Origin of the sequence: Erwinia sp. (assembly GCF_049696395.1) — a bacterium.
Taxonomy (GTDB): domain Bacteria; phylum Pseudomonadota; class Gammaproteobacteria; order Enterobacterales; family Enterobacteriaceae; genus Erwinia.
The window spans coordinates 1-11,732 of the sequence record NZ_JBAVTT010000114.1 but is presented as its reverse complement, the minus strand read 5'-3'; the positions used below and the strand labels follow the sequence as shown (position 1 = coordinate 11,732).

10 protein-coding genes and 2 pseudogenes are annotated in these 11,732 nt (G+C 54.9%); 5 read left to right on the top strand and 7 right to left on the bottom strand.

Annotation, left to right across the window (positions count from 1 at the left end; translation table 11 throughout):
• Positions 1–34: 34 nt before the first annotated feature.
• The 4 genes from WCC56_RS14620 to WCC56_RS14605 all read right to left on the bottom strand — a co-directional run bounded on the left by WCC56_RS14620 (position 35) and on the right by WCC56_RS14605 (position 2,805).
• A complete protein-coding gene (locus WCC56_RS14620; RefSeq protein WP_424693103.1) occupies positions 35–931 on the bottom strand; it encodes a Dyp-type peroxidase in 897 nt (298 codons plus the stop codon).
• 160 nt (positions 932–1,091) lie between these two features.
• Entirely contained in the window at positions 1,092–1,709 is a 618-nt protein-coding gene (locus tag WCC56_RS14615) for an RpoE-regulated lipoprotein (protein ID WP_424693074.1), read from the bottom strand.
• Positions 1,710–1,877: 168 nt separating this feature from the next.
• The gene (locus WCC56_RS14610; protein ID WP_424693102.1) at positions 1,878–2,324 is read right to left on the bottom strand and encodes a DUF2919 domain-containing protein; all 447 of its coding nucleotides are present in this window, start codon (positions 2,322–2,324) and stop codon (positions 1,878–1,880) included.
• Positions 2,325–2,379: 55 nt separating this feature from the next.
• Positions 2,380–2,805 (bottom strand): GNAT family acetyltransferase, encoded by a 426-nt coding sequence (locus WCC56_RS14605; RefSeq protein ID WP_424693073.1) that lies wholly within the window; start codon positions 2,803–2,805, stop codon positions 2,380–2,382.
• 211 nt (positions 2,806–3,016) lie between these two features.
• On the opposite strand from WCC56_RS14605, the gene amiA reads away from it, so the two are divergent.
• The gene (amiA, locus tag WCC56_RS14600) at positions 3,017–3,895 is read left to right on the top strand and encodes an N-acetylmuramoyl-L-alanine amidase AmiA (RefSeq protein ID WP_424693072.1); all 879 of its coding nucleotides are present in this window, start codon (positions 3,017–3,019) and stop codon (positions 3,893–3,895) included.
• Positions 3,896–3,945: 50 nt separating this feature from the next.
• Positions 3,946–4,854 (top strand): oxygen-dependent coproporphyrinogen oxidase, encoded by a 909-nt coding sequence (hemF, locus tag WCC56_RS14595; RefSeq protein WP_424693071.1) that lies wholly within the window; start codon positions 3,946–3,948, stop codon positions 4,852–4,854.
• An 88-nt stretch (positions 4,855–4,942) separates the two neighbouring features.
• On the opposite strand, the gene maeB is transcribed toward hemF, so the two are convergent.
• Both maeB and WCC56_RS14585 read right to left on the bottom strand, forming a co-directional pair.
• Positions 4,943–7,222: an NADP-dependent oxaloacetate-decarboxylating malate dehydrogenase gene (gene maeB, locus WCC56_RS14590; RefSeq protein WP_424693070.1), complete on the bottom strand. Its 2,280-nt coding sequence runs from the start codon at positions 7,220–7,222 to the stop codon at positions 4,943–4,945.
• A gap of 132 nt (positions 7,223–7,354) precedes the next feature.
• Positions 7,355–7,471, bottom strand: a pseudogene (locus WCC56_RS14585) (sugar-binding transcriptional regulator); the annotation flags it as partial.
• Here WCC56_RS14585 and WCC56_RS14580 point away from each other — a divergent pair.
• From WCC56_RS14580 to tkt, 3 genes and pseudogenes are all read left to right on the top strand, one after another.
• Positions 7,457–7,582: pseudogene (locus tag WCC56_RS14580) on the top strand (RpiB/LacA/LacB family sugar-phosphate isomerase); the annotation flags it as partial. The pseudogenes WCC56_RS14585 and WCC56_RS14580 sit on opposite strands and share 15 nt — an antisense overlap.
• A 319-nt stretch (positions 7,583–7,901) precedes the next feature.
• Positions 7,902–8,852, top strand: coding sequence for a transaldolase (gene tal, locus WCC56_RS14575; protein WP_424693069.1), 951 nt, complete (start codon positions 7,902–7,904; stop codon positions 8,850–8,852).
• 111 nt (positions 8,853–8,963) lie between these two features.
• Entirely contained in the window at positions 8,964–10,964 is a 2,001-nt protein-coding gene (gene tkt, locus WCC56_RS14570) for a transketolase (protein ID WP_424693068.1), read from the top strand.
• 120 nt (positions 10,965–11,084) lie between these two features.
• Here tkt and WCC56_RS14565 read toward each other — a convergent pair.
• The coding region (locus WCC56_RS14565; RefSeq protein WP_424693067.1) for a DUF1176 domain-containing protein at positions 11,085–11,732 on the bottom strand (648 nt) is incomplete at its 5' end.

The window sequence follows — 11,732 nt, the reverse complement described above, 5'->3', positions numbered from 1 at the left end:
GTGACTTATGCCCCTTTTCAGGGGCTTTACTGCATCAGAGCGAGGCTAACTGCTGCTGAGAAGGGGCATAGAAATAGCTGCCACTGACCGGCTTAGTAAAGCGCAGCATGGCATCAAACTTCGTGTCCAGCTCGCCAAACATGCTTAACAGCTGCTTTTCAATGTTGTACAGCGTGGCGCAATAGGCGAGGAAGAACAGCCCGTTGGTCCCGCTTGCCGTGCCGTAAGGCAGGCTCTGGCGCAGAATTTTCAGTCCTTTGCCGTCTTCTTTCAAATCGACACGGGCAACGTGCGAGGTGGCAGGACGATCGTCGCCTTCCAGCTCTTCATTGCTCTCTTTAGTGCGGCCAATAATCTGTTCCTGCTTGTTTACCGCCATGCGGTTAAACATCTTCAGATTGTGTTCCCAGCGCTGGCTGAAGACATAGCTGCCGCCCGCATTTTCACCTTTGCCAATCAATGCCACCAGCGGACGCTGTTCGCCCTGCGGGTTTTCAGTGCCATCAACAAAGCCACTTAAGTCGCGCTCTTCCACCCAGCGGAAACCGTGAGTCTCTTCCACAACCGTAATTGCTTCACCAAACGCGGCCAGCGCAGCCTGAGCCAGGCTGAAGTTCACATCATGGCGTAAGGACTGAATGTGGATCAGCACATCACGCTGGGTGGCTGGCGCCAGGCCTTTTCCCATTGGCTGAAAGTCTTTCAGCTCAGCGGTGCTGTTATCCGGGTTCAAATCGTTCCATAACGCCGGACCAAAGGCGATTACCGCACCCAATCCAGCGTCCGGCCAGCGTTGTTGCAACTGCTCAAGCTGCTGCAGGAAAACAGGAATACCCTGGCGGAGGGCGGCTAAATCACCCTGCATCATCGCTTCAAGGTAGACAGCAAAACGGCGATGTTCTAACAGAATGCCGCTCTGGGACTGGGACATGGTGGGGTTCTCCTGGCTGTGCGTCACCGCTGGTCGGTTTTGCGGCGTATCATACCCGATGTTTTTGTGGGTATCTTGTCCGATCACAAACAATCACCGGATTATGACCAGCTGACAGCGTCAGGTGAAGCAAGGCCGCCGGTGAGGCGGCCTGAGGGAGCTACTTACTCCAGATGATTTTACTGATGGTCCATTTCTGCAGCGCTTCATCCGAAGGCATCAGACCTTCAGGACCGTGCCACTCGCCGGTGAACACGTAGCTGATGTGCTGGCTGCCTGGCGCGTTACACACCACACCTTCGCTGTCGCTGCCGGTTCCTTTCTGGCAGGCACCAAAGGCTTTGCGGAACAGGTCACTAAATCGCGTCCCAATCTTGTTACCGTCTGCGGAAGCAATGCTGCTGTCCATGACCTCAATGCGGTCGACCGTTGACTGCCCGCTCACTTCCACTTTCACTTTCTTGTCTTGCACAGCCTGGAAGAACGTCACCACGTTGCCGTTATCGCCGCGCATGCCTTTACGCACCTGATAGTTGCCGTTAAGTCCCTCACTGATGGCTTCTTCGGTCATTGCGGTGCTGCCATTCAGCTTGCCGACGCCCTGCTCTTCAACCGTTAACGAAGAGCCAAACCAGTGCCACGGGGCCAGACTGGACCAGGAATAGGTCAGCGGATTCCACCAGGTAGCGCCGCTGTCAGGCTGGGTTGAAGGGCCTGAACTGGCGCAACCGGCCAACAATAAAGCAACGGCGATCAGTGCCGGGCGAACAGATTTCATTGCAACTCCTGTCATGGTAACCAAAGACTTCTGAACTGATTGGAGTGTTAATCCGGGAAAAAGTTTTATCCGACTTTTTGAGTCGGATAAAAACTCAACGCTGTATGGCCTGACGTTTTATCCGACTTTCTGAGTCGGATAAAAACCCCAAGCTGCAGACATGAAATTTTATCCGGCGTTTAAGGCTGGATCAAAACAGGCTTTCAGACGAGTGTTGAAGCCCAGCCAGCACAGCGCCAGCAGATCAAACCCGGTGAACAGGATAACGATTGGCGAAACCTGATCGTCACCGTGCCAGAGCGTGAAGGCCTGCAACAGCAGCATGGCTACCAGCGTCAGCATCAACACCCCGCGCCAGGCCTGCCAGAGCTTTGGCAGTCGTTGACGATAGCCGGTCAGCAACAAACCCAGCGCAGCAGGAATCCCCAACCCTAACCCCAGCCAGAAAGCGTGAGGATCGGGGTAGAACAGCTCCAGCAGCGATGTCCCCTGCTGCCGGGAAGCACCAGCCATCACAAACAGCACCCAGGTTCGGGCCTGTAGCAGCAAAATCGCCCAGAAGCCCAGCGGTAATCTCAGCTGGCCTTTGGCGTCGTAATCATCAGGGGAAAACATCAGGCTTATCACATCACAGGCAGGAACGGCGGGTGGCAGCTCGCCACCCAACTTATTAATATTCGCGATCTTCAATCAGGCGCTTGCCCAGCAGGACGCTGTCCTGTGCTTCGTAATCGAGCTTTTCATAAAAGCCCATTACCGCGTCATTTTCTTCACGCACCATCACATTAATTTTCGGACATCCTCGGGCAATGAGTTTTTTCTCCAGCCGGTTAATCAGCGCGTTGGCAAAGCCACGCCCCTGATAATCAGGGTGCACGCCCAGATAATAGGCTGAACCACGGTGGCCGTCATAGCCGCCCATCAGCGTGCCGACAATCACTCCGCTCACCACCGCGACCAGAAAGAGATCCGGGTCATGATTGAGTTTACGCTCGATATCCATTTCCGGATCGTTCCAGGGGCGTAACAAATCGCAACGCTCCCACAAGGTAATTACTTCTTCAAAATCGTCCTGGCTAAATACGCGGATTTCCATGGCGTTGCCCCAGATGTTAACCACAATTTGCTGATTATCACGCTTTCTTTCGGCGGTGCAACCCTCAACCGCCATTAAAGCGGAAAAAAGAGGTCAGGGTCTTCTGTTAGCTTGCTGAAATGGAAAGTAAAAAGTTGAAATAGTTCCGTCCTCGCGCCCCCGCTGTTGTTACGATATAACAATAAACACTTTGTGCCCTGAGGATGTTTTGATGAAAAAGTTTGGCCAGATGACCCCGTTAACTTCCCGACGCCAGCTGCTGCTCTCCGGCCTGGCGTTGGCTTTACTGGCCAATAAACCGGCAAGGGCCAAAGAGGAAAGCGCCAGCCTGAAGCTCTCCTCAGCCAGGGCAAAAGCTCATACCCCGCCACCGCCTTCCGCTAACGGCAAAAAAATCGTGATGATCGATCCGGGCCACGGAGGCATTGATTCCGGCGCGGTGGGCGAAGAAGGGTCTGAAGAAAAGCATGTGGTACTGGAGATTGCCAATCACATCCGCGAGATGCTTAACGACCATCCGCATATTGAAGCCCGGTTAACCCGTGAGACGGACCACTTTATTCCGCTGGGTGAGCGAGTCGACATTGCTCATCAGCACGGTGCCAACCTGTTTATGTCGATCCACGCGGATGGCTTTACCAGCCCGGATGCCAACGGCGCCTCGGTCTTTGCCCTTTCCAATCGCGGTGCCAGCAGCAGCATGGCCCGCTATCTGTCTCAGCGTGAGAATGCCGCCGATGATGTGGGCGGCGTAAAAGCCGCGGAAAAAGATCACTATCTGCAGCAGGTGTTGTTTGACCTGGTGCAGACTGACACCATCAAAAACAGCCTGACGCTGGGTAAGCATGTGCTGGGCCAAATCCGGCCCGTGCATCATCTGCACAGTCAGCATACCGAGCAGGCCGCATTTGCCGTGCTGAAGTCCCCTTCTATTCCGTCAGTTTTAGTGGAAACTTCCTTCATCACTAACCCTTCTGAGGAGCGTCTGTTAGGCACCACCGCCTTCAGGCAAAAAATCGCCACGGCGATTGTCGGCGGCATCGTCAGTTACTTTAATGAGTTCGATGCCAACAACAGACGCCCCAGCTGATTGATTTTGGCGTATACTCCGCGCGTCATTTTTCATCAGCAAGGTAAGCCATGAACGCACCCGACCTCGCCCAGGTGAAGCAGTTTCTGCTCACATTACAGGACAACATTTGCCAGCAGTTAGCTCAGGCTGACGGCAAAGCAAGCTTCGAAGAAGACAGCTGGGACCGTGAAGGCGGCGGCGGCGGTCGAAGCCGTGTGCTGCGCAAAGGCGCAATATTCGAGCAGGCGGGCGTTAACTTCTCCCACGTTCATGGCGATCAAATGCCGGCTTCAGCCACCGCACACCGTCCGGAGCTGGCAGGCCGTAGCTTTGAAGCAATGGGCGTGTCGCTGGTGATCCACCCGGAAAACCCTTACCTGCCGACCAGTCATGCCAACGTGCGCTTCTTTATTGCAGAGAAGCCCGGTGCCGATCCGGTGTGGTGGTTCGGCGGTGGCTTTGATATGACACCGTATTACGGCTTCGCTGAAGATGCCGTGCACTGGCATCAGACCGCCAGCAACCTCTGCCAGCCGTTTGGTGAAGACGTTTATCCGCGCTATAAAAAATGGTGTGACGACTACTTCTTTATTAAGCACCGCAATGAACAGCGCGGCATTGGCGGTCTGTTCTTTGACGACCTGAACACGCCTGACTTCGACTATTGCTTCCGCTTCACTCAGGCGGTAGGAGAAGGCTTCCTGAAAGCTTACCTGCCGATTATCGAGCGCCGTAAAGCGCTGAGCTGGGGCGAACGCGAACGGGATTTCCAGCTTTACCGCCGTGGCCGCTATGTTGAGTTCAATCTGGTGTGGGACCGCGGGACCTTGTTTGGCCTGCAAACCGGGGGACGGACAGAATCGATCCTGATGTCGATGCCGCCGCTGGTGCGCTGGGAATATGATTACAGTCCGCAGCCCGGCACGCCAGAAGCCGCACTGTACACCGACTTCCTGCCGGTGAAAGAGTGGATTTAAGGTAAAAAGAGGGGCGACCGTTCGCTGTCGCCCTTTTTACTCGTTTTCAGCTTGTTACTAACACTTCACCCGCTATATACCCTACCCCTTATAACGGTGCCGTCTGCGCCTCAACCACGGCCAGCGCGACCATATTGACGATGCGCCTGACTGAAGCAATCGGCGTCAGCACATGCACCGGTTTCGCAATCCCCATCAATACCGGCCCCACCGTTACGCCTTCCGAACAGGAGACACGCAGCAGGTTATAGCTGATCCTCGCCGCTTCGACGTTCGGCATAATCAGGATATTTGCCGCGCCTTTTAACGGGCTGTCCGGCATCAGGTCCTGACGGATGCTTTCCACTAACGCCGCATCGCCGTGCATCTCCCCGTCGATTTCCAGCTCAGGCGCCCGAGCTTTCACCAGTGCCAGCGTTTCCCGCATCTTACAGGCCGCAGGCGCGTTGGAGGTGCCGAAACTGGAGTGAGAGAGCAGCGCAACTTTGGGTTCAATCCCAAAGCGTCGCACCGTTTCAGCCGCCATCAGCGTCAGCTCGCACAGCTGCTCTGGCGTGGGATCTTCATTGACGTAAGTATCCGCAATAAACGTGTTGCCGCTGGGCAGCAGCAGCGCATTCATCGCCCCGGCTACTTTCACATCTTCACGGAAGCCAAACAGCTTCTCGATCACGTCGTAATGCTCTTTATAGTCGCCAATGGTACCGCAGATTAACGCATCCGCTTCACCGCGATGCACCATGATGGCGCCGATCAGCGTCGGGTTACCAATCACCGCTCGCTGGGCCTGTTCCGGCGAAACGCCGCGCCGTTTCATGATCTGGTAATACTCACCCCAGTAGGCTTTAAATCGCGGATCGGATTCGTTATTCACCACTTCAAAATCTTTTCCGGCTTCAATCTTCAGCCCCAGCTTTTTCAGCCGCATATCGATAACGCTGGGACGGCCGATCAGGATCGGCTTGGCCAGACCCAGCGAGACTAATTCCTGCGTGGCATGCAGCACTCTGGCCTCCTCACCTTCGGCCAGCACAATGCGTTTTGGGTCTTTGCGCGCCTGCGAGAAGATCGGCTTCATAAACAGGTTAGTTTTATAGACAAACTCGGTGAGCTTTTCGCGGTAAGCCTCCAGATCGTCGATTGGCCGCGTTGCCACGCCAGAGTCCATCGCTGCCTTCGCAACCGCTGGGGCTATCTGCACGATCAGACGCGGGTCGAAAGGTTTCGGGATCAGATAATCCGGGCCGAAGGAGAGTTCTTCATCGCCATAGGCTGAAGCGACCACTTCGCTTTGCTCCGCCAGAGCCAGCTCGGCGATGGCATGCACAGCGGCCAGCTTCATCTCTTCATTAATCGCCGTAGCGCCGACATCAAGCGCGCCACGGAAGATAAACGGGAAGCACAGCACGTTGTTCACCTGGTTGGGAAAGTCCGAGCGCCCGGTGCAGATAATGGCATCAGGCCGGACTTCTTTCGCCAGCGGCGGCAGGATTTCCGGCTCCGGATTGGCAAGCGCAAGGATCAGCGGGTCGCGCGCCATTTTTTTCACCATCTGTGGCGTCATTACGCCAGGCCCTGAACAGCCAAGGAAGATGTCGGCAGCTTCAATGACGTCATCCAGCGTGCGCTTACCGCTGTCCTGCACCGCATAAGCCGCTTTGGTTTCCGCCATATTCTCTTCACGGCCCTGGTAGATCACACCTTTGGAATCGCAGACCACAATGTTCTGTTTCTGCATCCCCAGTGCCACCAGCAAGTTCATGCAGGCAATGGCGGAAGCTCCGGCACCTGATACGACCAACCGTACATCGGAAATCGTTTTCTTCACCACGCGCAGCCCGTTTAACACCGCCGCCGTACAGATAATGGCCGTGCCATGCTGATCGTCATGGAACACCGGGATGTTCATCCGCTCACGCAGCGTTTTCTCGATATAGAAGCATTCGGGCGCTTTAATATCTTCCAGGTTGATGCCACCAAACGTTGGCTCCAGCGCGGCAATCACGTTGATCAGCTTATCGGGATCCAGCTCATCAATTTCGATATCAAACACATCAATGCCGGCGAACTTCTTAAACAGCACGCCCTTGCCTTCCATCACTGGCTTACCAGCCAGCGCACCGATATTGCCCAGCCCAAGCACAGCAGTGCCGTTAGAAATCACCGCGACAAGGTTACCCCTCGCGGTGTATTTGAATGCAGCAAGCGGGTCTGCGGCAATTTCCAGGCAGGGAGCCGCCACGCCAGGCGAGTAAGCCAGAGCGAGGTCGCGTTGGGTAGCCAGAGGTTTAGTCGGTGAGACCTGAATTTTTCCCGGAACCGGGAACTGATGAAAATCGAGCGCACTCTGCTTCAGTTGGTCGTCCATTATCAGGATCCTTGCTTTCTACGGAGGGAGTAAACGCGTCAGTATAAAAGGGCTTAGCAAGGCAAAACTTGAAGCAGTGCATAAAACAGCCAGGAAGTTGCAGCTTATGGAAATGGTTTCCAGTTTTAAGGTTATTACTCTGGAGATCAGAGCGGCATCAATAATTTCGTGCGGTGTAAACCAGCCCAGCTTAACCCTGTAGCTGTTCTCGTCCATGTCGCCAATGCCCACCAGCGCGTAATCGGTCCTGAGCTGGCCCGTTCGATTGTCAACAGCTGGCTGAACTCAGAATTTGAGGGTGGAGGCTCGTCGGCCAAGGTGGATAAAATCAGCTATTACGAACTGAACGCCACGAAATAAGCGCTCTGAGGGCGTGCAAGCGTGCGCGCCATCACGAAATTTCACAGAAGTGCTACACTGAAAAGTGCGGCATTTTTTTCATCCGCACGGCCTGACCTTTGGGCGAACCCATTGCAACAATCAGAGAAAACGCATTTCTATTACAGGACGTCTGATGCAATGTTTGGCCTGAGAACAGAAAACCCTGTCGGGCAGACTGGCTGTTAGCCCCTGAAAATTCCCCCTTACGAGAAGATTCAAGGCTGGACAGTTGGCCTTCAGCCCGCGTTGCCCGTCAGGGTTATAAACGCACGCAGATTGCACATCAAGGAGCCAAGAGATGAACCAGCTAGACGCACTGAAACAATACACCACCGTGGTGGCTGACAGTGGCGATATCGAATCCATCCGTAATTATCATCCGGAAGATGCCACCACCAACCCGTCTCTGATCCTGAAAGCCTCCAGCCTCGACTCATACAAACACCTGATTACCGACGCTATCGACTACGCCAAAAAACAGGGCGGCAGCAAAGAGACGCAGATCATTAATGCCAGCGACAAAGTCGCCGTCAACCTCGGTATGGAAATTCTGAAAAGCGTTCCTGGCCGGGTGTCTACCGAAGTCGATGCACGCCTCTCTTTCGACCGTGGCATGTGTGTGACCAAGGCTGAGAAGCTGGTCAGAATGTACGAAGACAACGGTATTGACCGCTCGCGTATTCTGATCAAACTGGCGTCCACCTGGGAAGGTATCCGCGCTGCGGAAGAGCTGGAAAAGAACGGCATCAACTGTAACCTGACGCTGCTGTTTTCCTTTGCCCAGGCCCGTGCCTGTGCCGAAGCTGGCGTGTTCCTGATTTCGCCGTTTGTTGGCCGTATTTATGACTGGTACAACAGCCGCAAACCGCTTGACCCGTATATCGTGGATGAAGATCCAGGCGTAGTTTCCGTACGTAACATCTACGAATACTACAAACAGCACCGCTATAACACGGTGATCATGGGAGCCAGCTTCCGTAACACCGAGCAGATCCTTGCCCTGGCTGGCTGTGACCGTCTGACCATCGCCCCTAACCTGCTGGAAGAACTGCAGGCGAGCGATGCCCCGGTTGAACTGAAACTGAAGCCGTCTACTCAGGCGTTTAACCAGCCGACTCCGCTGACCGAAGCCGAGTTCCGCTGGGAGCACAACCAGGATCCAATGGCGAATGACAAGCTGGCTGAAGGTATTCGCCAGTTCGCCGTTGACCAGCAGAAGCTGGAAGACGTGCTGTCCGCTAAGCTGTAAACAGCCTCAATATGGGCGAAACGCCAGGCACACCTTACGGTGAGTCAGAGCCTTCGCCCATTAGCGTTTTATCCGCCCATTTTATCCCACCCCAAAATCAGGGAGAAAAACATGTCTTCACGTAGAGAACTGGCTAATGCGATCCGTGCTTTAAGTATGGATGCGGTACAAAAAGCCAATTCCGGTCATCCAGGTGCCCCAATGGGCATGGCAGATATCGCGGAAGTGTTGTGGCGCGACTTCATGCATCACAATCCGACCAACCCAATGTGGGCCGATCGTGACCGCTTTATTCTTTCCAACGGTCATGGCTCCATGCTGCTGTACAGCCTGTTGCACCTCACCGGCTACGATTTGCCGATGGAAGAGCTGAAAAACTTCCGCCAGCTGCACTCTAAAACCCCAGGTCACCCGGAATATGGCTACACGCCAGGTGTAGAAACCACCACCGGTCCGCTGGGTCAGGGTCTGGCAAATGCCGTAGGGATGGCGATTGCCGAACGCACGCTGGGCGCGCAGTTCAACCGCCCTGGTCATGACATTGTTGACCATAATACTTACGTCTTCATGGGCGATGGCTGCCTGATGGAAGGGATTTCCCATGAAGTCTCTTCCCTGGCCGGTACGCTGGGTCTGGGCAAACTGATCGGCTTCTATGACCACAACGGCATCTCGATTGATGGCGAAGTGGAAGGCTGGTTCAGCGATGACACCGCCAAGCGCTTTGAAGCCTACAACTGGCATGTGATCCACGAGATTGATGGTCACGATGCGGATGCCATCACCAACGCCATCAAAGAAGCACAGAGCGTTACCGATAAACCTTCGCTGATCATCTGCAAAACCGTGATTGGTTTTGGCTCGCCGAACAAAGGCGGCAAAGAAGAAGCACACGGTGCCGCGCTGGGTGCTGAAGAAGTGGCGCTGACCCGTAAGCAGCTGGGCTGGAACTATCCTGCCTTTGAGATCCCGAAAGATATCTACGCGCAGTGGGATGCCAAAGAAGCCGGTGCGAAATACGAGAAGTCCTGGAACGAGAAGTTTGCTGCCTATAAAGCCGCGCACCCGGAACTGGCGAAAGAGTTCTTACGCCGTGTAGCGGGCGATCTGCCAGAAGTCTGGGAGCAGGAAACGCAGAAGTTCATTACTGAACTGCAGGCGAACCCGCAAAAAATTGCCAGCCGTAAAGCCTCGCAGAATACGCTGGAAGCCTACGGCAAACTGTTGCCAGAATACCTCGGCGGTTCTGCTGACCTGGCGCCAAGTAACCTCACCATCTGGTCTGGCTCTAAGTCGATTAAAGAAGATCATGCCGGTAACTATATTCACTATGGCGTGCGTGAATTTGGTATGACTGCCATCGCTAACGGCCTGTCGCTGCACGGGGGGTTTGTTCCTTATACCGCCACCTTCCTGATGTTTGTGGAGTATGCCCGTAACGCCGTACGTATGGCCGCGCTGATGAAAGCTCGCCAGATATTGGTCTATACCCATGACTCGATTGGCCTGGGCGAAGATGGTCCAACGCACCAGCCGGTTGAGCAGCTTGCCAGCCTGCGCGTAACGCCAAACATGAGCGTCTGGCGTCCCTGTGATCAGGTAGAGACCGCCGTGGCGTGGAAACATGCCGTTGAGCGCCAGCATGGGCCAACCGCGTTGATCCTCTCAAGGCAGAACCTGTTACAGCCTGAACGCAGTAAAGAGCAGGTAGACAATATCTCTCGCGGGGCTTACGTGTTGAAAGACTGCGAAGGCACGCCAGAAGTGATCCTGATTGCTACCGGCTCCGAAGTGGAGATTACCCTGGGCGCAGCAGAGAAACTGACGGCTACTGGCCACAAAGTCCGCGTTGTCTCCATGCCTTCTACCGAGCTGTTTGATAAGCAGGAAGTGGCTTACCGTGAGTCCGTGCTGCCTTCCACTGTTACCGCGCGTGTAGCGGTAGAAGCGGGTATTGCTGACTACTGGTTCAAATACGTTGGCCTGAACGGCTCAATCGTCGGCATGACCACCTTTGGTGAGTCTGCGCCTGCCGATAAGCTGTTTAACGAATTTGGCTTCACCGTAGAGAATATTGTCAGCCATGCAGAAAAACTGCTGAAACCTCACTGAGGCGACTCTCAGCGATCCCCTTTATCCGGGATCGCTGGCTGATAATAAAAAGCCCGGCAACCTCAGTTGCCGGGCTTTTTTTATGCTGTGAAGGGTTTGCCCCCTTCAGGGCAGAGCACATTAAGGGGTCATTTCTACACTGCCGGTCGGCGGAGTCACTGGCTGGGTCTTGCTGGTCCACAAGGTTGGCCAGTCGTCGCTGCCGTGCCACGCATCGCAAGTGCCCTCTTCCGCGTACTCGGCCAGCACAAACTGGCGTCCGTTAAACTGCCAGCGCGTGGCGGTGCCACAATCTCCCAGCCCGCGTCCTTTGCTGAAGGTCAACAGCTCCCCTGAATTGGCATCATAAGCCGCGTTGATCAATTCCAGCTGCTTGTCGCCGTGATTTGGCGGAACAAACGGCAGAGCAAGCGTGATGCCTTTGGCAATATAAGGCTCTGTGCGGCTGACTTCGAAAGCCAGATCGATCACGTTATAGGCCCCCATTTCACAGCTCACCAGCAGCAGCGCCTTCTGATCGGATAACGGGGCCACGCTAACTTCACGCCGTTGCGGATCCAGCGAGCATTCGTCGGTATTGACCCGCCAGGTGCCAAAATCAATCAGCCCGGTGGTTTCATCACGCGTCAGCGGTAAAGGAGGACGACGTGGCGGGGTGATGTCAGGTATTGCAGGCTCCGGCGGGACATCCATCGCCGCACGATCGCCCCGTTTAATCCAGGCGCTCATGCCGTTAACTCGCCCCTGAATATCGTCCATCAGCAACAG